Origin of the sequence: Salinicoccus halodurans, from assembly GCF_900114445.1 — a bacterium.
Taxonomy (GTDB): Bacteria; Bacillota; Bacilli; order Staphylococcales; family Salinicoccaceae; genus Salinicoccus; species Salinicoccus halodurans.
Window position 1 is genome coordinate 44,145 of record NZ_FOTB01000005.1, and the last position, 20,650, is coordinate 64,794.

Below are 20,650 nucleotides of genomic sequence, written 5' to 3' on the forward strand. Positions count from 1 at the left end.
GGGAACACTGCACAGGAGAGGGGATGAAAATCTCCGGGCGGGGGATGAGCATGTGAATGTTTGTCCTTTTTTTAATTCAAATGGAGTGTGAAGAATAATGACTAAGATATACGCGCACAGAGGTGCCAAGGGGACTTATCCTGAGAATACGATGCTGGCTTTTGAAAAGGCGGTCGAAATGGGTGTGGACGGTCTGGAGGTTGATGTGCATATGACCTCGGACGGTCAGCTTGTGGTAATCCATGATGAATACGTGGAGCGAAAGACTGACGGTGAAGGTATGATCAGAGATATGACGCTCGAAGAAGTGAGGGCGTTGAGCGCCGGTGCGAGGTACAAGGACTTTGAAGCATATGAGTCGTCATGGGAGGCGGAGAAAGTCCCGATTTTGCAGGAAGTGCTTGAACTTGCTGAATATCATGACATAGAACTGAATATTGAGCTTAAGACGAACAAAGTCTTATATGAGGGAATCGAGGAAAAAGTGGATGCCATGGTCAGTGGCTATGCCATCGAGCACAAGATTGTTTATTCTTCGTTCCATCTGCCGACACTGATCCGGATAAAAACGATCAACCCGAATGCCAGAATTGCCTGGTTGAATAAGAAGGTACCTTCCATCATTTACGATTATATCAATACGCTGAAACTGGATGCGGTGCATCTTTCATATAATGCCGTGCTGAAGAAAACCGGGAAGATTGGTAAGTCCGAAGACAAAGTCCGTGTATGGACTGTAAATGATGTCGATGATGCAGAACGTTTTTTTGAACTCGGAGTGGAGGCGATAATGACGGATTTTCCCCGCGAGATGCTTCAGGCGAGGAAAGAATACAAGGCGGGTGAAGCGGGAATAGGATAATAATCAATGATAAAGGGATGGTTGTATGGAAGACAGAGTGTTAATCGTCGGTGCAGGGCCGACAGGCCTTGCGATGGCAGTCGGACTCGAACGTCAGGGTATCCCGTTCAAAATCATAGATAAGGCGGAGGGGCCCGGCAAAGAGTCGAGAGCTATGGTTGTTCACGCAAGGACACTGGAATTGTATGACCAGTTCGGTCTTGCTGAAGAAATGATTGACAGAGGTATCATTGCCGACAATATTGCCATTTTCAACGAAGGGAAAAGAAGAGCGGGAATCAATTTTGGTAATATTGGCAAGGGACTCAGCCGGTTTCCCTTTGTTCTGAGTCTTCCACAGGACGAACATGAAAGAATCATCATCGAATACTTAAAAAAGAAGAATATTGAAATCGGATGGAATCGGGAACTGATCGACTATGAGCAAAAAGACGGCGGAGTGACAGCGGTCGTAACAGATGGTGTGAGTGCAGAGACACTTGAATATGACTACTTATGCGGATGTGACGGTCCGGGAAGCATTGTCAGAAAAATGATGGGCTATGACTTTCCAGGCGGGACTTATGAGGAAGTATTCTTTGTGGCCGATGTGATGAGTGACATCGATGTGGATGGTGTCCAGGTTCATATGTCAAAGGAGGGATTCGCACTGGTACTGCCTGTAAGGATTTCCGGATCCGTCCGTATCATCGGTCTTGTTCCGAAGCAGAGTGTCCGTCGAAAAGAGGATGTCCGCTATACAGATGTCAACGGTTATGTAGAGAACCATATTGGAATCAAAGCCGAGACAGTCAACTGGTTCTCGACGTATAAAGTCCATCACAGAGTCAGTGAACATTTCAGAAAAAATGATGTATTCCTCGCAGGTGACGCGGGTCATATACACAGCCCTGCAGGCGGGCAGGGTATGAATACCGGCATCGGGGATGCGATGAATCTGTCCTGGAAGCTGGCGGAAGTGATAGACAAAGGAATGGATGAAAAAATTCTGTCTTCCTATGAAGAAGAAAGAATACCTTTCGCCAGACTTCTGGTAAGTACGACTGACCAGGTATTCAAGGGACTGGTCAGCGACAATATCTTTTCAGATGCAGTAAGGAATATTTTCATGCCGAATATTGCACCCAATCTTTTCCGGTTAAAAATAATGCGGCAGCAGATGTTCCGGATGGTTTCCCAGATCCATATAGATTATGAAAACAGTATAATGACAAAGGGCCGCACCGGCAGAATAAACGGCGGCGATCGTCTGCCGTGGGTGAAATATGGAGAGGGAGACAACTATGAACCGCTGGACAGAGTGGCATTCCAGTATCACCTGTACGGTCAGACAAGCCGGGAAATGCGGCGTTTCATACGAAATTCCAATATTGATCTTTACGAATTCAACTGGACGGCAGAAGCGAAAAAGGCAGGTATTAAGAAGAATACTGTCATGCTTGTCCGTCCGGACGGCTATATAGCGGTGATTGCGGAAGATAATAATGTAGAAAGATTCTTCGAATACGAAAATTTTTTCATGAAATGAACGATGTGCATTGACTCTTTAGACGCGATGCTTTATCATATTCTATAACCTAGTAATCAAATATGAATTAACTTTTATCCAGAGAGGTGGAGGGACGTGGCCCAAAGAAACCTCGGCAGCAGATCATTATGACACTGTGCCAATTCCATCAGGCTATTATGTCTGGAAGATAAGATGAGCAGATGCATTATGCGCTTTTCTTATATGGGAAGTGCATTTTTCATTTTTGGATAGGGTTATGGAAAGGTTTTGAATCTATGTCAAAAATTTTTGTAATACATGAGAACAGTGAATGGACCGCTCCGCTTTATAAACGTTTTGAAGAACTTGGACTGCCGTATGAGGATTGGAATCTGACGCAAGGAACTGTCGATTTGAATGAAGTCCCGCCGGAAGGTGTCTTCTATAACAGGATGAGTGCATCTTCTCATACAAGGGGAAACAGATATGCTCCGGAACTGGCAAATGCGGTGCTTGCCTGGCTGGAACATTACGGAAGAACGGTCATCAACGGAAGCGGCGCACTGAACCTTGAAATAAGCAAAGTCAGGCAGTACCTCGAACTCGAAAAGTATGGTGTGAAGACGCCTGAAACCATTGCGGCTGTCGGCAAAAAACAGTTGCTCGAAGCGGTGGAGAAATTCGAAGGCAGACCGTTCATCACTAAACATAACCGTGCAGGCAAGGGGCTGGGCGTCAAGCTGTTCCGGTCCAAAGAAGGACTGCGGAGTTATATTGAAAGTGAAGATTTCGAAGACCCTGTTGACGGGATCACTCTGATCCAGGAATATATTGAATCACCGGAACCATTCATCACAAGATGTGAATTTGTCGGCGGCGAATTCATGTATGCTGTAATGGTCGATACTTCCGAAGGTTTCGAATTATGTCCGGCAGATGCCTGCTCGGTTGAAGATCTTTTCTGTCCTGCAGGGGACAGTGATGGAAAACAGCCCAAATTCCAGATTATAAACGGGTTTGATGATCCGATACTTGAGAAATATAAAAAAATGCTCCGGCGCAACGATATTCAAATCGCCGGCATAGAATTCATCAGGGATGGGAGAGGTAACATATACACTTACGATATCAATACGAATACGAACTATAACAGCAACGCAGAAGAAGTCGGCAGGCAGTTCGGCATGCTCGGAATTGCGAAATATCTTGGTGGTTTGCTTGACCAATCTGTGATTTCAATTAAATGATAATAAATTTAGAAGCGGACTTTCGTAGGAAAAGTTCGCTTTTTTTGTGTAAATATTAAAAGTGTGAGAAATTTCTTGAGGGTTATGCTTGATTTATCGGGGGAAAATTATATAATAGGTTAGGATCAAAAACCGCTTCAAATCAACGATAGTAAACTATCCATCCTTTCTTTACCTACGCAGTATTAAATATAATGTTATAAATAACTTTCACTTTTTTCAGTTATTCAGAGACCCACTGTCTCTCCCGTGAAAAATACGGATATGAATAACGGACGCCTATAGTTTTAAAATGAATGTCGCTTTTAAAAAATCGAACCACATATGTGTAGATATAAAGTAGGTTGCTATTGTTGCTCGAAGCAGCTTGGTTTATTCATTAATGATCTATTTAACGTCTTATCTGCAGTTTAAACGATGAAAGCGTTTCAAAACATATTTTATGGATATAGGATAAGATGAAATACTACATTTTCGAGGAGGATGAAACATGCAATTATTACCCCGTGAAAAAGATAAGCTTCTTATTGTAGTTGCTGCAGATCTTGCCCGGAGGCGCAGAGAAAGAGGACTTAAACTGAACCATCCTGAAGCGATGGCACTTATTACATACGAAGTAATAGAAGGTGCCAGAGACGGTAAAACAGTTGCGGAATTGATGGAATATGGCGCGACGATATTGAAGCGTGAGGATGTAATGGAAGGTATTCCGGAAATGATTGATGATATCCAGGTTGAAGCGACTTTCCCGGACGGTACGAAACTGGTCACCGTCCATAACCCTATACGGTAGAATGGTTGATTATTCTTATTTTAAAAGATGAGAAAGGGATTGGTTAATGATGATTCCAGGGGAATATATATTAAAGTCAGAGGAAATTGTTTGTAATGAAGGTGCGGAAAACTCTCGTCTTACAGTAATTAATAAAGGCGACAGACCTATACAGATCGGTTCTCACTATCATTTCTATGAAGTGAACAATGCACTGAGTTTTAACCGGGAGGACGCTTATGGTAAACGTCTGGATGTGCCTGCCGGTGCGGCTGTCCGTTTTGAACCGGGGGATGAAAAAGAAGTGCAGCTGATTGATTTTGCCGGAAAAAGAGAAGTTTATGGTTTCCATAATGAAGTGGACGGACAATTGGAAGGCGGGATTGAATAATGAGCTTTAAAATGTCGAGAGAACAATATTCCCAGATGTACGGGCCGACTACAGGAGATTCTGTCAGATTGGGGGATACTGATCTATTCATTCAAATTGAAAAAGATTATACGAAATATGGCGAAGAAGTCGTTTTTGGCGGCGGTAAAGTGATTCGTGACGGCATGGGACAGCACCCTTCCATCACAAGGGAAGAAGACGTGCGTGTTCCGGATACAGTCATCACCAATGCCGTTATATTAGATTATACAGGAATCTATAAAGCGGATATTGCGCTCCGTGATGGTAAAATATCCGGTATTGGCAAAGCGGGAAACCCTCTAGTTCAGGATAAAGTGGATATTATCGTTGGCGCTTCCACTGAAGTGATTTCAGGGGAAGGGAAGATTGTCACTGCCGGTGCGGTTGATACCCATGTACATTTTATCAATCCGGATCAGATAGATGTCGCACTGACAGGTGGGATTACTACAATCATAGGCGGGGGTGCCGGACCTGGGGCAGGTTCCAGAGCAACAACGGCAACGCCTGGGAAATGGCACATTGAACGCATGCTCGGCGCTTTGGAAGGACTTCCAATCAATGTCGGTCTGACCGGGAAAGGTCATGCGGCGGCAAGGGAACCGCTGTCGGAACAAATTTTGGCAGGTGCCATCGGCTTGAAAATTCATGAAGACTGGGGCGCAACACCGTCTGCAATCAGCCAGGCTCTGGAAGTGGCTGATGAATTTGATGTTCAGATTGCACTTCATGCCGATACATTGAATGAAGGCGGCTTTTTTGAAGACACGATGAAAGCAATCAAAGACCGTGTGATTCATATGTATCATACAGAAGGAGCCGGCGGCGGCCATGCGCCTGATTTAATCAAGTCGGCGGGATATATGAATGTGCTGCCTGCTTCGACGAATCCGACGCTGCCTTACACAATCAATACGATTGATGAACATCTGGATATGGTAATGGTTGCCCATAACCTGAATCCGTCTGTACCGGAGGATATAGCATTTGCAGATTCCCGCATTCGTAACGAATCGATTGCTGCAGAAGATATCCTCCAGGATATGGGGGTTTTCAGTATGATGAGTTCAGATGCGCAGGCAATGGGCCGCATTGGTGAAGTGGTGACGCGGACCTGGCAGACAGCCGACAAAATGAAAAAGCAGCGCGGCGTGATGGAGGGCGACAGCGAGTATTCGGATAATAGCCGTGTTAAGCGCTATGTGGCGAAATATACCATCAATCCTTCGATTACACACGGCATTTCCGATTATGTGGGTTCCATTGAAGTCGGCAAAATTGCGGACCTTGTCATCTGGGATCCGAAATTCTTTGGAGCGAAACCTGAGATGATCCTGAAGAACGGTATGGCGGTATCGAGTCTGATGGGCGACCCTAATGCAACGATTCCAACGCCTCAGCCAATGATCTACCGGCCTATGTTCGCATCCTATGGCAAAGGATTATCAAACAGTTCCATTACCTTTGTTTCCCAGGCTGCATATGACAACAATATTAAAGAGAAGCTGGGACTTGAGAAGATCGTCCTTCCCGTTCACAACATCCGTCAGTTGACGAAGAAAGATATGAAGCTGAATTCGGAAACCCCGGATATAGATGTTGATCCGCAGACTTATGAAGTTAAAATTAATGGAGAAGTACTGACGTGCGACCCGGTTGACATAGTGCCACTTGGCCAGCGGTACTTCCTATTTTGAGGTGGAATAATTGATAATAGAAGAAATAGTGACGAATGTAAGCGAGTTGAATCCTGATGAATTAAATAAGCGTCATCAGGAAAAGGTGTATATGGAAAGTGCACATTTGATGAAACGCATCCAGCGTGTTGAAACAGACCACGGCCGCGATCTGGGCATCCGTCTGAAGAATCCCCGCGATCTGAAAGCGGGAGATGTCCTTTATATGGATGATGAAAATATCATAATTATTGACGTGCTGTCCGATGATCTGATCATCATCAGTCCCCGCAGCATGAACGAAATGGGAACAATCGCCCATCAGCTGGGAAATCGACATTTGCCGGCCCAATTTGAAGGAGACGACATGCTTGTTCAGTATGATTATCTTGTGGAGGAACTGCTCGATGAAATGGAAATTCCATTCAAGCGGGAAGAGCGCAAGGTGAAGCAGGCATTCCGTCATATCGGTCACAGTCATGACTAATAATGCTTTGTCGCTGTTCCAATTGTGCGATTCCAATTTTCCGACCGGTTCATTCAGCCATTCATTTGGACTTGAAACATACATTCAGAAGGATAAGGTTGTTGATGCAGAAACTTTTTCCGGCTGGCTCAAAGTTTATTTGCATGAACAGCTTGCATATGCAGATGGTCTGGCTGCGAGAATTGTGTATGAGGCGTTGGAACAGGATGACCTGGATAAGGTCTGGGAAATGGACCGCATATTGACCGTCCAGAACCTTGCGAAGGAATCGCGGGACGGGACTCAGCGGATGGGGGACAGAATGCTGGATATCGCGGAGTCCATCTATAATATCCCAATCTTATCAGCCTATCGTAAACGTTTGAAAAATAAACAGTCTTTCGGGCACTCGGCCATCGTCTTTACAATGGTAGGTCATTACTTGGGAGTGGAGAAGAAAACGACCATTGTTTATTATCTGTATTCAACCATCGCGGCTCTTGTTCAGAACGCAGTGCGGGCGATTCCGCTGGGACAGACTGCAGGCCAGAAAGTCATCTATGCTTTCCAGGAAGAATTGAAAGCGGCAGGGGATAGGATCATCGGTCTCGATGAAATGGAATTCGGAGTCGTGGCACCAGGTCTTGAAATATCCCAGATGCAGCACGAACGCGTAGGTATACGTATTTTCAGCTCGTGACAAAAATGCGGTGCAAGAATAATATAATCAATAATTTTAAAAGGACGTGTTAAGTATGGGACCAATTAAAATCGGAGTTGGCGGACCTGTAGGTGCAGGGAAGACAATGCTGGTGGAAAAAATCACGCGTGAACTTGCCGATGAAGTGAGCATGGCAGTAATCACGAATGATATATATACAAAAGAAGACGCTAAGTTCCTGGTCAATAATGGTATTTTGGATGAAGACAGGATTGTCGGTGTAGAAACAGGAGGTTGTCCTCACACTGCCATCCGTGAAGATGCATCCATGAATTTCTCAGCGATAGAGGAGCTTCAGGAAAAACATCCGGATGTCGAATTGATTTTCGTAGAGAGCGGCGGTGACAACCTTGCAGCAACATTCAGCCCAGAACTTGTCGACTTCTCAATCTATATCATCGATGTGGCCCAGGGCGAAAAAATCCCGCGTAAAGGTGGACAGGGCATGATCAAGTCGGATCTGTTCATAATCAATAAAACTGATCTGGCGCCATATGTCGGCGCGAGTCTTGAGGTAATGGAATCTGACACTAAAGTTTTCCGTGGAGACAAACCGTTTGTGTTTACAAATCTGAAGGATAACAAAGGTTTGGACCAGGTGGTTGAATGGATTGAGAAAAATGCATTGCTAAAAGGTCTGGGTCAGGATGTCTGAATGGACGGGTATTTTGGAACTTGACGTGGAAAACCGTCAGGGGAGGACGGTAGCTGATAATATTTATTTTCAGGGTGCTTTCAAAGTGATGCGCCCTGTATATTTTGGTAAAAACAGCTATCCCTGCTATTATCTTCTGAATCCGGGCGGGGGGTATTTGGATGGAGATACATACCGTATGAGAGTATCTCTTGGTGAAGACTCCCGTCTGACTTTGACGACACAATCATCGACGAAAGTCTATAAGACGCCTAAATCCTATGCATACCAGGAAACAGAATTCCATTTGAAAAAGAACAGCTATCTGGAATATCTGCCGGATGCGCTCATCGCATATAAAGATGCAAAGTATATACAGAAAAATGTGGTTTATATGGAGAAAGGCGCAACCTTGCTTTATTCAGACATAGTGACGCCGGGATGGTCTCCGGAAGGGGACGCATTCAGCTATGATACATTGCGTCTTAAAAGCGAAATCTATATGGACGGTGAGTTGGTCGTTTTCGATCATGTCAAACTTCAACCGGAACAACAGAACATGACCGGGCTGGGATTCATGGAAGGATATACCCACCTTGGCTCTTTCATCGTTATCGGGGAAAAGACGGATGATGCATTGATTGACCGTCTGTATGAAGTGGTACACGCAGAATCCGGTGATTTTGAATTTGGGATATCCAAACTGACAGTGCCTGGGTTCACCTTGCGGATCATTGCTGATAAAACGCAGGTGATTGAACGTGTTACAGCCGCCTGCCACGCTGCAATAAGCGAAGAATGGCAGCAGATGAAACCGAGTTTTCTACGCAAATATTAGTGCCGGGCCCGACATATTAATATTGTCGGGCATTACTTTTTAAAAACGGTTTAAAATACCATGCCGTTTTAAAATAAGGCGATGAGGAGTATCGATGAATGAGAAAAATAAGTATTATAGTAATTTTTATGGTATTGGGTATTTTGAGTGCCTGCTCGAACGAAAAAATGGAGATGCAGGCGGAGAATTCTCCGAAAAATGATGAACTGGTACTGGCCATCGGTGGAGAACCGGAAGAGGGGTTTGATCCGACGACAGGATGGGGCATGTATGGTTCACCTTTATTTCAGAGTACATTATTGAAATATGATGCAGATTTCAATATTGAAAACGATTTGGCAACAGAGTATCAGATAAGTGAAGATGGAAAAACATATAAAGTCGGAATCCGGGATGATGCAGTGTTCTCAGACCAGGAGCCCCTTACAGCTGAAGATGTGGTGTTCACTTTTGAAACAGCCAAAGGAAGCGGATCGGTCATCGATTTGAGCAACCTTGAAAAAGTGGAAGCGACTGATGCGCATACGGTGGAATTCACATTGAAAGAACCACAGTCTACATTTCTTTCCCATCTGGTGATCCTGGGGATTGTTCCGGAGCATGCATATGATGATACATACAATGAGCATCCGATTGGCTCTGGACCGTATCAGCTTGTGCAATGGAATAAAGGTCAGCAATTGATAGTGGAAGAAAACCCGTACTATTATGGAGAAAAATCCGAATTTAAAAGATTAACGTTTTTATTCCTGGAAGAAGATGCAGCCTTTGCCGCAGCAAAATCGGATGAAGTGGATGTAGCGGCCGTGACACCCAGCTTTGCTGAGAAAGAGGTAACCGGCATGGACTTATTTGCATTGGATACAGTGGATAACCGGGGCATTATGTTTCCATTTGTAGAATCCGGAAAGAAAAAGGAAGATGGCACACCTATTGGAAATGATGTCACTTCAGATGAGACAATCAGGAAAGCAATAGATATGGCCATGGACAGGGAAGCACTGGTGGAAGGCGTATTGAACGGATATGGTACACCCGCCTATTCAGTAGCGGATCATTTACCATGGTGGAACCCCGAAACCGAAGTGACGGATAACCAGTTGGAAGAAGCAAAAAAGCTGCTGGATGAAGCCGGCTGGAAAATAAATGATGCAGGCATACGTGAAAAAGAGGGTCTGGAAGCAGCGTTTAAGATACTTTATCCTGCGGGAGATGAAATCCGACAGTCACTTTCCATTGCAGCAGCAGATCAGATAAAAACGCTTGGAATCGAAGTGACAACAGAAGGTCAGAGTTGGAATGAGCTGGAAAAATCAATGCATTCCAATCCCGTCATGATGGGGTGGGGCAGTCATGACCCGCTCGAAATGTACAATATCTACAGCAGCAGCACCAGAGGGGAAGGTTATTATAATGCGAATTATTATTCCAATCCGGCTGTAGATGAATATATGGAGAAAGCGATGCATGCAACGACTCAGGAAGAAGCGTATGAATATTGGAAGAAAGCCCAGTGGGATGGAGAAACTGGCTTTTCATCCCGTGGCGACGCACCATGGACATGGCTTGTAAATATACAGCATCTATATCTGGTGGATGAAAACTTGAATATCGGTAATCAGAAGTTACATCCACACGGTCATGGCTGGCCGATAACAGATAATATCGATCAGTGGCACTGGAATGAATGAGACAAAGAACGGAATGATCTATAGAAGGAGGGATGATGATGAATAGCAGTAACATGGCAAAATATATTTTTGGAAAGATTTTGAAATTGGCTTCACTGCTCGCTGCCATCAGCATCCTGTCCTTTTTGCTTGTCAGCCTTTCACCGATTGATCCTGTCCAATCCTATATTGGTGCGGATATGACGCGCGTGAGCCCTGAGCAGCGTGAGAATATAGAAGCTTACTGGGGTTTGGATGAATCGCCGGTACAGCAGTATCTCTCCTGGGGAAATGCTGTGCTGCAGGGGGACCTCGGGACCTCTCTGCTCTATCGCAGCAGTGTCGCAGATGTCATCGGTGAACGTTTTACTGCTTCTCTGGCGTTGATGGCACTGGCCTGGATAATTTCAGGCATCATCGGTTTTGTACTGGGCATCACTGCCGGCATGAAGGAAGGGAGCTTTGTAGACAAGCTGATCAAAGGCTATTGCTTTACGCTCGCCTCCACACCGGCCTTCTGGCTTGGCCTTCTGATGCTGATGTTCTTTTCTGTATGGCTTGGCTGGTTCCCGATCGGACTTGGATCGCCGGCAGGAATCCTGGAAGCCGATGTTTCTTTGGCGGAACGACTCCGGCATTTATTCTTACCGGCACTGACTTTGAGTGTAGTGGGTGTGGCCAATGTGGCACTGCATACGAGACAGAAGCTGATAGAAGTACTGGAAAGTGAATACGTGCGCTTTGCCATGGCAAAAGGTGAAAGAGGATTTACTCTGTTATGGAGGCATGGACTGAGGAATATATCCCTCCCTGCAGTCTCCCTTCATTTCGCCTCATTCGGTGAACTGTTTGGAGGCGCGGTTCTGGCAGAACAGGTATTTTCATATCCCGGACTGGGACAGGCGGTCGTACAGGCCGGTCTTGGCAGTGATGTACCGCTGCTTCTGGGCATTGTCCTGTTCACGACACTATTCGTGTTTACTGGGAATCTGTTGGCGGATTTATTTTATAAAGTAATAGATCCCCGCATCAGGAGGGGGATGTAGAAAATGGAAGGTAAAATCACACATAACCGCAGGCGCAGACTGCACCTTAATATCAGACAGCGCACTGCAGCGGCAATCCTGTTTTCATCAGTCATCCTTGCTGGGCTGATCATCAGCGGTCTGCTGATAGATGCAGATGCAATTGGAATCGATTTGGAATCAAAAAACCGGGCGCCTTCCCCCGACCATCTTTTTGGTACGGATTGGCTGGGCAGGGATATGCTGATGCGCACGTTGAAAGGGCTGACTTTAAGTCTTAGTGTCGGTGTACTCGCTGCATTATCGAGTGCAATCATCGCTCTGACACTAAGTCTGCTCTCTTCGTGGAATAAAACAATGGATAACATCGTCACCTGGATGATTGACCTTTTTCTGAGTGTGCCCCATATCGTAACGCTGATACTGATTTCTTTTGCCGCCGGCGGGGGCTTCAAAGGTGTTGTGATCGGTCTTGCTTTGACGCATTGGCCGAGCCTCGCCCGTCTGCTGAGAGCGGAAGTGCTTCAATTGAAAGGAGCTGAATATGTAGGGGTGTCCGAACGCCTGGGTAAATCAAAAATATGGATTGCGAGACATCATTTTCTGCCTCATCTGATTCCGCATCTGGTGGTGGGCTTCATCCTGCTGTTCCCACATGCCATCCTGCATGAAGCAGCCATTACATTTCTGGGATTCGGTTTATCTGCGGAAACGCCTGCCATTGGGATTATCTTATCAGAATCGATGAGATATTTATCAACAGGGCACTGGTGGCTGGCATTTTTCCCGGGGTTTTCTTTATTACTCATGGTAATTATTTTCGATGTGCTCGGCAGAAATATTCAGAAACTGATCGACCCTTTCCATGGTCAAAGGATATAGGAGGAAAGCAATGGTTGAAGATAAAAATATTGGACACTCCGGGGAAACACCGCTGCTCGAAGTAAAAGATTTCTCTTTGATTTTCCGTCATTATGGGAAAGGATTACGGGAGAGGGACTTGGAAGTTGTCCGTAATTTCAATTTGACGATCCATGAAGGGGAGATAGTGGCAGTATTGGGTGCCAGCGGATCAGGAAAGAGTCTGCTGGCAAATGCCATATTAGGCATATTGCCGGATAATGCGGTCACTTCAGGCACATTGAATTATAAAGGAGCAGCACTTACAGAAAAAAAGCAAGCTTTATTAAGAGGGAAAGAAATATCCCTCATCCCCCAGTCGGTAAATGCACTCGATCCTCTGATGAAGACCGGAAAACAAGTTCGGACGATGATTGCAAGGAGAAATAAGAAGCGGGTCCAACAGGATATATTTAAAAAAGTGGGGCTGCCTGATTCCGCAGGTGACCGCTATCCGTTTGAATTATCAGGCGGGATGGCAAGGCGAGTGCTCATTTCGACTTCCATGGCAGGTAATGCAAATCTGGTCATTGCGGACGAACCGACACCGGGCCTGGATCCGGCTGTACTCCAGGAGACAGTCGGACAAATGAGAAGGCTGGCTGATGCAGGGAAAGGCATGATGTTCATCACCCACGATATTGAAATCGCACTGCAGATAGCCGATAAAATTGCCGTCTTCTATGAAGGGGAAACGATAGAAATTGCACAGGCTGGAGATTTTTCCGGAAAAGGTGAAAGACTGCGCCATCCATATACTAGAGCATTGTGGCGCGCCCTGCCTAAAAATGACTTTATTTCACTGCAGCCCTCTGCGTATTCCAATTCTCGTAAATCGGGGAAACCTTCACTTGAAATAAAAGGTATCAGCTATCATTATCCAAACAGTTCATGGCTGTTCAAAGACTTGGATCTGACAGTGCAGCCGGGTGAAATTGTAGGGGTATACGGTCACAGCGGGTCTGGGAAATCGACGATGGCACAGGTTATCGCCGGGTATAGGACGACATTAGGAGGCACTGTCGAGATTGCAGGAAAGACGATTCCGAAAAAAGGCAGACATCCTGTTCAAATGGTCTGGCAGCATCCCGAGAAAGCGATCAATCCAAGATGGCGTATTAAACAAACGCTGCAGGAAGCAGGAGAGATTGATCAAAAACTTCTGAAGACACTGGGTATAAGACAGGATTGGCTTGAGAGATGGCCGAGTGAATTATCAGGAGGGGAGCTGCAGAGATTCTGTCTGGCACGGGCAATGACCGGTGATACAGAGTACCTTGTTGCAGATGAAATCACGACGATGCTGGATGCAGTTACGCAATCACAGATCTGGCATTCATTGATAGAACTGGCTGATGAACGGGGAGTGGGAATCTTAGCAATCAGTCACGATTATCACCTGCTTGAGAGGGTATGTGACCGCATCATACATTTCGATGATCTGAAATGATTTTTGTGCTGCTGCGCCATTTGACTTCCTGATGCAAAATGGTTAAGCTGAGTTTTAAATTCCTGAAAGAGGCATATTTCTCTCTGAAGCGGGAATGTAGTAGTAACTAATTGTTTTCAGGAGGTGTTTCCACTGGTAGATAACTTTGAAGTAGAACCGGTATTCGAAACCCGGCAGCATGAAAGACATCAATTCAAACTTGTAATCGATGGCCGTAATTATAAAGGAGATTATGCCGAAGGAGAAATCCAATGGCTGAATCCCCATCCGAAGCAGGATATCGGCGAAGCTGAATTAGCTTCAGTAGAAGCGGAAATACATGAATTGCTGGATGAACATGGCATCAAAAATGAAATGGATGAAATTGAAGTAGAACCGATTTCAAAAAATCAGGCACGCAAGCTTCATATGTTTAAACTAAAGCTCCAAGGTGAAGAATTCAGAGGTGTTTTTCTTGAAAGTGGGGAAATAGAATGGTTTCACCCTAAACCACGACGTAAGTTAAAAGATGAACGGGTGGACAGAGCTGAAGAAAAAGTCCATGAGAAAATGAAAGAAAAACTTGAATAGAGCAAATTTAAAGGGCAGGCTTTTCGTTAGAAAAGCCTGCCCTTTAAATTAAGATTTGAAATTATAATAGATTATTTCTTAATATCCTCAAGCATATCCACCATGAGGTTTTGAAGCGGCAGACGCCCGAGCAGTGCCCACTTCGGATATTTCCCGAGACCCAGATGCTCCTGATGCGTATACATATAGACATTGGCTGGGAATACAGCCCACAGGAACTTCTGCATGCCGGAAAGTTGCCAGTTTCTGATCCTGTTCAAAAGCAGCAGCGTCCCAAATATAAATTCCAGAGCGCCTGTGAAATAGGCGATGAAAGTTTTAAAGGGAATGAATGCGGGGGTGATCCTGGAAAATATTCCCGGTTTTAAAAAGTGGACGGTTCCTGCAATCAAAAATACTGTACCCATTATTATTCTTTTCATAATCTTGACCCCTCCAACTGGTCCATGTGCAACAGTATATGCTTCCGGCCGTTCCGATTCAAATGAAAAGCGCCTCCGAAGTCGGAAGACGTTTCAAAATCTATCCTGCGGCCTGCTGCTCACGAGATACTTTACCTGCTTTGACAGACGGTGCTTTCCTCATGTTGAAAACGATGTTGAGGATGATGGCAGTCAGGCTGCCCATCACGATGCCACTGTCTGTGAGGACTGAAATACGTGCTGGAAGCGCAGCAAATAATTCCGGTACTGCTGTGACGCCGAGTCCCATGCCTACAGAAATTGCGACGATCATCAGGTTCTCCTGTTTTTCAAAATCTACATTGGAGAGCATCTTAATACCGTAGGCGATGACCATGCCGAACATGGCCAGCATTGCACCGCCGAGTACAGATGTTGGAATGGCCAGTGTCAACGCACCGATTTTAGGAACGAGTCCGAGCAGGACCAGCATGCCGCCTGCAATGTAGATGATGTGATTACTTCTCACTCCGGAAAGCTGCACAAGACCGACGTTCTGTGAAAATGTCGTATATGGGAATGAATTAAATAATCCGCCGAAAAGTATCGCCAGACCTTCTGCCCGGTATCCACGCTTCATATCATCTTCATCCAGATTTTTATCAGTTATATCACCAAGAGCGAAGTATACGCCTGTTGATTCGACTAGGCTGACAATCGCAACGAGAACCATCGTCAGTATTGGCGCCAGATGGAATTCCGGCATGCCGAAGTAGAACACCTGCGGCAGATGGAACCATGAGCTTTCACCAACTGCAGAGAAATCTACACGGCCGAAAAATGCACTCACCCCGGTGCCGATCAGTATGCCGAGCAGAATAGCGATGGATTTGACGAATCCTTTGCCGAATTTGAAAATCATCAATATGACGAATAAAGTTCCGAATCCGATTGCAAGATTCATCGGTGAAGCAAAGTCTTTACTGCCCTGACCGCCGGCAAGGTCATTGATTGCGACAGGAATGAGTGTAATACCAATTACCGTAACGACGGAACCTGTAACGACCGGCGGGAAGAATCTGATCATTTTACTGAAATATTTTGCGATTAGAACAACAACGAGTCCGGAAACGAGGATGGATCCATAGACCGATTCGATACCGTACGAATTGCCGATTGCGATGATCGGACCCACAGCTGTGAACGTACATCCGAGTACAACGGGCAGGCCGATGCCCGAGAATTTATTCTTCCAAACCTGCAGTATGCTCGCCACCCCGCACATCATGATATCGATGGCAATCAGATAAGTGAGCTGGGCGTTGGAGAGGCCGATGCCTGCACCGATGATGAGCGGCACAATGACGGCACCGGCATACATCGCGAGAACATGCTGGAGTCCGAGCGACAGGGATTTTGTCTTAGACATTTGCATTGGAATTCTCCCTTTCCTGAACAAATTCAATTTTGCCTTCCGCCAGGTTCGCTATGCGGGCGAGCGACTCCACATGATGTCCTCTGTCCCGGAGAAGGCCGCCGCCTTCCTGGAATGATTTTTCGATGACGATTCCAATACCGGCGATATTTGACTCTGCCTGTTCTGCAAGATCAATCAGCGCTTCGGCCGCTTTGCCGTTGGCAAGGAAGTCATCGATGATGAGAACAGTGTCATCTTCTTCCAGAAATTTATGAGCCACGCAGATCTGGTTCGTTTCCTGCTTTGTATATGAATAGACTTCGGAAGTGAGAAGTCCGTCAGTCAAAGTGAGCGATTGTCTCTTGCGTGCAAAGACTACAGGAACATCCATCAGCAGTCCGGCCATCACTGACGGGGCAATGCCGGAAGATTCAAGCGTCAGTATTTTAGTGACTCCTTTGCCTTCAAAACGTTTTTTGAACTCGGCACCGATTTCATGCATCAGCTGTGGATCGATCTGATGATTTAAAAAATTGTCCACTTTCAGCACTGACTCAGAAAGTGCCGTGCCTTCTGATAAAATCTTATCTTTCAAAATATCCATTATTTTCACCTCAGCCATTTTTTAAAACCATTCTTCCAAATAAAAAATCCCAAAACCACCGCGCATCCATCGGATGAGCAATCGTTTCGGGATCAAAGAGAATTGTACGTCGGTACAATCCATATACAGTCCGTATTTTGCCCACCCATAGTCGGAACATTTACGGCGTCCGGTAGAAACTTGCAGACCATATCTCTGCTATTATATGAGTGCTTTTATTTTAGATAAATACTATTCTAACACCAATAACGAACTTTTCAATAGGTATTTTGATTTAAGTTCATGTTTTAGTCATTTTTTTATGTTTTTTATATCAGAACTTTCGTGTTTTTATGGGATTATGTCAAACACTTTTTTCCTGTATGATGAAAGTATCAGAATCCACGAGGAGGAACCAATTTGCGACAGGCGATGATGGATTATTTTACGAAAGCATTTAAATTTACAGGAAGATCGACAAGAAAAGACTACTGGGTTCCGAACATCGTGTATGGACTGATTGGAATCGGTCTCTCCATTTTCAAGGCGCCAATCAAAGTCCAAAATGCTTTAGCGGTGATATTTACAGTACCCATGATTGCACTGACTTCAAGACGGTATCAGGACACAGGGATTTCGGGATGGCTGCAGCTGCCGCAGCTGTTGTCATTTCTGCTGCTGCCGGTTGTTTTTATGAGTTTTGTGAAAAGATGGATGAAAGCGGCAGCAATAACGATTATAGCTCTGTTCAGCATCATGGGTTTCATACTGACACTTCTGCCGAGTGACGGAGACAACGAGTATGGAAAGTGTCCGTAAAATTTCTCTGATTATCAGCAGAAAAATTAATGAAATCACTTTCATAACATGATACAATCCTTTTAACAATTACAGAAAGGGAGATCATTATGGAAGCATCTCTTTCAGATTTTCTCATCCAGCTTGCCGGATTATCAGCAATCGGCGGTTTCGGCTATTTAGTCTACAGACTCAATCACAGTGGCGAAAAAGATAATGTGCAAGAAAAGCAGTAGTAATAAACACTATAGATCTTCCAGTCCGGCACCGTATTTCGGTTTCGGCTTTTTTTAATTTCGAATAAAGGCAAATTGAAAAAGTTCACAAAGTTGTATACTATGAATAGGTTATACTTTTTATAAATCAGGACAGAAAGAGTGAATATCGTGTTGAATTTTTTCAGGCGCCAGTCACGAAACCTTTTTCCCGGCTATTTTGCGATGGTCATGGCAACCGGTGCATTATCCCTTTCCTGCTGGTATCTGGGGTTACCCATTGCAGCGGAACTACTTATATATTTTAATGTTTTCATATATGTCGTCTTACTCTTACTAAATATCATGCGGCTTATGCTTAATACCGGCGCGTTTCTCCAGGATCTGGGAGACCACAGCAAAGGCCCTGGCTTTTTTACGTTGATTGCCGGAACTGAGGTGCTGGGCAGCCAGCTGGTCGTTATAAAGGGATTGTATGTATGGGGATTCTTTTTCTGGAGTGTGGCATTCTTCCTCTGGATTGTGCTGATGTATACCTTCTTTACCATCATCATAGTGAAGAAAGTGAAGCCTGTAATTGAAGAAGCCGTGAACGGCGGATGGCTTCTTGCTGTGGTCTCTACACAGTCCATTGCGGTACTCGGTACATTGATTTCTTCAGGGATGGGACAATTCAGTGAGATCATACTCTTCATTTCCCTCTGTCACTTCCTGCTGGGATGCATGCTGTATCTCAATATCATCGCCTTCATATTTTACAGGCTGATGTTTTTGAAGGTCGAAGCGATGTCGCTGGCCCCGCCGTACTGGATCAATATGGGCGCACTCGCGATTACAACCCTTGCCGGATCGGTTCTGATGATCTACGGCATGGAGTCCAGTCTGGTCAGGGAACTGGAAGTATTCATCAAAGGCTTCACACTGTTCTACTGGGTGCTCGGCACATGGTGGATTCCGCTGCTTGTAATTCTCGGCGTATGGCGGCATATTATGAACCATTATCCATTCACTTATGATCCACAGATGTGGGGGATGGCATTCCCGATTGCGATGTATACAGTCGGCACGACAAAATTATCCATTGCACTGGAGACGGAGTTCTTGATGATCATTCCCTATGTCACGATATTTGCGGCGCTCGGCGTATGGTTGTCCATACTGGCCGGTATGGCATTCAGTCTCGTGAGAAGACAATTGAAACACAGATAAACAGAGGACAGCCCGGCGGGTCGTCCTCTGTTTTATTTCCTGCATGATGAGCAGTTATCAGATTTTACTTTCAACAGTCAGATCGCTTTTCTAAAGATTAAAATCCGTATATAACGAACAGCACTCATTATTGAAGTCCTGAATATCATATAGCGGGGAACTGATCTTAAATGTACTCAATTTCGCTTTCATTGAATACCCCTGAATATCAATATATCCCTTTTCATTAGAATATCTGAAGCAGTATGATGCCCGACAGAATCATTATGACGCCGATGACTCTTCTCGCATCGACCTTGTTCTTATGGATGCCGAGAAGTCCTAAATGGTCAATCAGAAGCCCCATCACCATCTGCCCGAAGATGACCGTCATCAGAGTGAGTGTCGCACCAAGGTGCGGCATCAGTATGATATTGGTCGTGACATAGAGTGCTCCAAGTATCCCCCCGATGAAATGCCAGGGTTTTATCTTACCGATCGTTTTATCATAAGTGACGAAGCTGATATGTTTCGCAATGATCAGCGAAAGCATAAGAAGTGCGGCAGTACCGATGATGAATGAGATGAGAGAGGCGAAAAAGAATGAATCCACTTCATGCCGGAGGGCACTGTTCACAGCAGTCTGGATCGGCGGCATTGCACCTGTGAACAGGCCGAGCGCCAGCCAGGCGTTTGATGAATGCGCCGCCGTACGCGCACTTTTCTTCTTATAGTTCATGAAAATGATGCCGGCAATCATGACGGCGATGCCGAGTATGCGGAAAATATTGATGGGCTGGATTTCGGCATCGAACCACCCGAATGTATCGACCATGAGGCCGATGATCATCTGGCCGGCGACCGTCATGATCACTGTAAGTGCGGCTCCGATTTTCGGCAGGAGCAGGACGTTGCCTGTCAGATAGATGACGCCCATCAGTCCGCCGACAAACCAGATATATGAAAAATCCTGCGATATTATGTAAGACGGCAATAATTTTTCAGGGTTGGCAAAAAGATTGAAGAAGATCAGTAAAATTGTGCCGACCAGAAATGAGTAGAATGACGACAGGAAGACTGAACGGGTGAATACAGCGAGGCGGCTGTTGATGGAAGTCTGGACAGGGATGAGTGAACCGGCAACGGCTCCCAGAAGAATCAGCATTATCAAAGTCTTCCATCTCCTTTTTTATTTTAATAGTATTAAGTCATTTTATATGAGATATATAATCTTAGCAACTTGATTTAAAGGCTTATTTAATGACTGGGCCTTTAGTATACTTGAAATAGAGAATAAATCGTTTGGAGTGACGGAT

The 20,650-nt window shown here is 45.2% G+C and carries 22 protein-coding genes and 2 riboswitches; of the genes, 18 read left to right on the forward strand and 4 right to left on the reverse strand.

What is annotated here, in order from left to right; translation table 11 throughout:
* The first annotated feature begins 97 nt into the window (after positions 1 to 97).
* From BM271_RS10790 to BM271_RS10860, 15 genes are all read left to right on the forward strand, one after another.
* The gene (locus tag BM271_RS10790; protein ID WP_046790902.1) at positions 98 to 862 is read left to right on the forward strand and encodes a glycerophosphodiester phosphodiesterase; all 765 of its coding nucleotides are present in this window, start codon (positions 98 to 100) and stop codon (positions 860 to 862) included.
* Positions 863 to 887: 25 nt separating this feature from the next.
* Positions 888 to 2,390 carry an FAD-dependent monooxygenase gene (locus BM271_RS10795; protein ID WP_046790901.1) on the forward strand — a complete coding sequence of 501 codons (1,503 nt, stop codon included), beginning with the start codon at positions 888 to 890 and terminating at the stop codon, positions 2,388 to 2,390.
* Positions 2,391 to 2,461: 71 nt separating this feature from the next.
* Positions 2,462 to 2,566: riboswitch (SAM riboswitch) on the forward strand.
* Positions 2,567 to 2,647: 81 nt separating this feature from the next.
* A complete protein-coding gene (locus BM271_RS10800) occupies positions 2,648 to 3,598 on the forward strand; it encodes an ATP-grasp domain-containing protein (RefSeq protein ID WP_046790900.1) in 951 nt (316 codons plus the stop codon).
* 490 nt (positions 3,599 to 4,088) lie between these two features.
* Positions 4,089 to 4,391, forward strand: a complete 303-nt coding sequence (locus BM271_RS10805; RefSeq protein ID WP_046790899.1) for an urease subunit gamma — start codon at positions 4,089 to 4,091, stop codon at positions 4,389 to 4,391.
* 49 nt (positions 4,392 to 4,440) lie between these two features.
* Positions 4,441 to 4,761 (forward strand): urease subunit beta, encoded by a 321-nt coding sequence (locus BM271_RS10810; protein ID WP_046791561.1) that lies wholly within the window; start codon positions 4,441 to 4,443, stop codon positions 4,759 to 4,761.
* Positions 4,761 to 6,479, forward strand: coding sequence for an urease subunit alpha (gene ureC, locus BM271_RS10815; protein WP_046790898.1), 1,719 nt, complete (start codon positions 4,761 to 4,763; stop codon positions 6,477 to 6,479). The genes BM271_RS10810 and ureC overlap by 1 nt, the downstream gene beginning before the upstream one ends.
* A 10-nt stretch (positions 6,480 to 6,489) precedes the next feature.
* A complete protein-coding gene (gene ureE, locus BM271_RS10820) occupies positions 6,490 to 6,945 on the forward strand; it encodes an urease accessory protein UreE (RefSeq protein ID WP_046790897.1) in 456 nt (151 codons plus the stop codon).
* Entirely contained in the window at positions 6,938 to 7,624 is a 687-nt protein-coding gene (locus BM271_RS10825; protein ID WP_046790896.1) for an urease accessory protein UreF, read from the forward strand. The genes ureE and BM271_RS10825 overlap by 8 nt, the downstream gene beginning before the upstream one ends.
* A 55-nt stretch (positions 7,625 to 7,679) precedes the next feature.
* Positions 7,680 to 8,300, forward strand: coding sequence for an urease accessory protein UreG (gene ureG, locus BM271_RS10830; protein ID WP_046790895.1), 621 nt, complete (start codon positions 7,680 to 7,682; stop codon positions 8,298 to 8,300).
* The gene (locus BM271_RS10835) at positions 8,293 to 9,117 is read left to right on the forward strand and encodes an urease accessory protein UreD (protein WP_046790894.1); all 825 of its coding nucleotides are present in this window, start codon (positions 8,293 to 8,295) and stop codon (positions 9,115 to 9,117) included. The genes ureG and BM271_RS10835 overlap by 8 nt, the downstream gene beginning before the upstream one ends.
* A gap of 98 nt (positions 9,118 to 9,215) precedes the next feature.
* Entirely contained in the window at positions 9,216 to 10,808 is a 1,593-nt protein-coding gene (locus tag BM271_RS10840) for an ABC transporter substrate-binding protein (RefSeq protein WP_046790893.1), read from the forward strand.
* Positions 10,809 to 10,846: 38 nt separating this feature from the next.
* The gene (locus BM271_RS10845) at positions 10,847 to 11,833 is read left to right on the forward strand and encodes an ABC transporter permease (protein ID WP_046790892.1); all 987 of its coding nucleotides are present in this window, start codon (positions 10,847 to 10,849) and stop codon (positions 11,831 to 11,833) included.
* Positions 11,834 to 11,836: 3 nt separating this feature from the next.
* Positions 11,837 to 12,694, forward strand: a complete 858-nt coding sequence (locus tag BM271_RS10850) for an ABC transporter permease (protein WP_046790891.1) — start codon at positions 11,837 to 11,839, stop codon at positions 12,692 to 12,694.
* A gap of 10 nt (positions 12,695 to 12,704) precedes the next feature.
* Entirely contained in the window at positions 12,705 to 14,162 is a 1,458-nt protein-coding gene (locus tag BM271_RS14515; protein WP_052749900.1) for an ABC transporter ATP-binding protein, read from the forward strand.
* Between the two features lie 123 nt (positions 14,163 to 14,285).
* Positions 14,286 to 14,732 (forward strand): DUF5342 family protein, encoded by a 447-nt coding sequence (locus BM271_RS10860; protein WP_046790890.1) that lies wholly within the window; start codon positions 14,286 to 14,288, stop codon positions 14,730 to 14,732.
* Positions 14,733 to 14,803: 71 nt separating this feature from the next.
* On the opposite strand, the gene BM271_RS10865 is transcribed toward BM271_RS10860, so the two are convergent.
* From BM271_RS10865 to BM271_RS10875, 3 genes are all read right to left on the reverse strand, one after another.
* Positions 14,804 to 15,154: a DoxX family protein gene (locus BM271_RS10865; protein WP_046790889.1), complete on the reverse strand. Its 351-nt coding sequence runs from the start codon at positions 15,152 to 15,154 to the stop codon at positions 14,804 to 14,806.
* A gap of 100 nt (positions 15,155 to 15,254) precedes the next feature.
* Complete coding sequence (locus tag BM271_RS10870; RefSeq protein ID WP_046790888.1) at positions 15,255 to 16,568, reverse strand: nucleobase:cation symporter-2 family protein; 1,314 nt, start codon at positions 16,566 to 16,568, stop codon at positions 15,255 to 15,257.
* Entirely contained in the window at positions 16,555 to 17,154 is a 600-nt protein-coding gene (locus BM271_RS10875; protein WP_046790887.1) for a xanthine phosphoribosyltransferase, read from the reverse strand. The genes BM271_RS10870 and BM271_RS10875 overlap by 14 nt, the downstream gene beginning before the upstream one ends.
* A gap of 128 nt (positions 17,155 to 17,282) precedes the next feature.
* Positions 17,283 to 17,383, reverse strand: a riboswitch (purine riboswitch).
* 170 nt (positions 17,384 to 17,553) lie between these two features.
* Between BM271_RS10875 and BM271_RS10880 the strand changes: the two genes are divergently transcribed.
* The 3 genes from BM271_RS10880 (at position 17,554) to BM271_RS10885 (ending at position 19,355) form a co-directional block, all read left to right on the forward strand.
* Entirely contained in the window at positions 17,554 to 17,952 is a 399-nt protein-coding gene (locus BM271_RS10880) for a DUF805 domain-containing protein (RefSeq protein WP_046790886.1), read from the forward strand.
* An 89-nt stretch (positions 17,953 to 18,041) separates the two neighbouring features.
* Entirely contained in the window at positions 18,042 to 18,167 is a 126-nt protein-coding gene (locus BM271_RS14565) for a hypothetical protein (RefSeq protein ID WP_268794016.1), read from the forward strand.
* 150 nt (positions 18,168 to 18,317) lie between these two features.
* Positions 18,318 to 19,355 (forward strand): tellurite resistance/C4-dicarboxylate transporter family protein, encoded by a 1,038-nt coding sequence (locus BM271_RS10885; protein WP_046790885.1) that lies wholly within the window; start codon positions 18,318 to 18,320, stop codon positions 19,353 to 19,355.
* 226 nt (positions 19,356 to 19,581) lie between these two features.
* Here the strand turns inward: BM271_RS10885 and BM271_RS10890 are convergent, their stop codons facing one another.
* Positions 19,582 to 20,505 (reverse strand): DMT family transporter, encoded by a 924-nt coding sequence (locus tag BM271_RS10890; protein WP_046790884.1) that lies wholly within the window; start codon positions 20,503 to 20,505, stop codon positions 19,582 to 19,584.
* Positions 20,506 to 20,650 lie beyond the last annotated feature (145 nt).

Bases quoted from the DNA above. Each gene is read 5' to 3' on its own strand.
- BM271_RS14515 (WP_052749900.1), top strand. From the start codon at position 12,705: ATGGTTGAAGATAAAAATATTGGACACTCCGGGGAAACACCGCTGCTC.
- BM271_RS10805 (WP_046790899.1), top strand. From the start codon at position 4,089: ATGCAATTATTACCCCGTGAAAAAGATAAGCTTCTTATTGTAGTTGCT.
- BM271_RS14565 (WP_268794016.1), top strand. From the start codon at position 18,042: ATGGAAGCATCTCTTTCAGATTTTCTCATCCAGCTTGCCGGATTATCA.
- BM271_RS10835 (WP_046790894.1), top strand. From the start codon at position 8,293: ATGTCTGAATGGACGGGTATTTTGGAACTTGACGTGGAAAACCGTCAG.
- BM271_RS10845 (WP_046790892.1), top strand. From the start codon at position 10,847: ATGAATAGCAGTAACATGGCAAAATATATTTTTGGAAAGATTTTGAAA.
- BM271_RS10840 (WP_046790893.1), top strand. From the start codon at position 9,216: ATGAGAAAAATAAGTATTATAGTAATTTTTATGGTATTGGGTATTTTG.
- BM271_RS10795 (WP_046790901.1), top strand. From the start codon at position 888: ATGGAAGACAGAGTGTTAATCGTCGGTGCAGGGCCGACAGGCCTTGCG.
- ureG (WP_046790895.1), top strand. From the start codon at position 7,680: ATGGGACCAATTAAAATCGGAGTTGGCGGACCTGTAGGTGCAGGGAAG.
- BM271_RS10865 (WP_046790889.1), bottom strand. From the start codon at position 15,154: ATGAAAAGAATAATAATGGGTACAGTATTTTTGATTGCAGGAACCGTC.
- BM271_RS10810 (WP_046791561.1), top strand. From the start codon at position 4,441: ATGATTCCAGGGGAATATATATTAAAGTCAGAGGAAATTGTTTGTAAT.
- BM271_RS10800 (WP_046790900.1), top strand. From the start codon at position 2,648: ATGTCAAAAATTTTTGTAATACATGAGAACAGTGAATGGACCGCTCCG.
- BM271_RS10875 (WP_046790887.1), bottom strand. From the start codon at position 17,154: ATGGATATTTTGAAAGATAAGATTTTATCAGAAGGCACGGCACTTTCT.
- BM271_RS10850 (WP_046790891.1), top strand. From the start codon at position 11,837: ATGGAAGGTAAAATCACACATAACCGCAGGCGCAGACTGCACCTTAAT.
- ureC (WP_046790898.1), top strand. From the start codon at position 4,761: ATGAGCTTTAAAATGTCGAGAGAACAATATTCCCAGATGTACGGGCCG.
- BM271_RS10825 (WP_046790896.1), top strand. From the start codon at position 6,938: ATGACTAATAATGCTTTGTCGCTGTTCCAATTGTGCGATTCCAATTTT.
- BM271_RS10790 (WP_046790902.1), top strand. From the start codon at position 98: ATGACTAAGATATACGCGCACAGAGGTGCCAAGGGGACTTATCCTGAG.
- BM271_RS10870 (WP_046790888.1), bottom strand. From the start codon at position 16,568: ATGCAAATGTCTAAGACAAAATCCCTGTCGCTCGGACTCCAGCATGTT.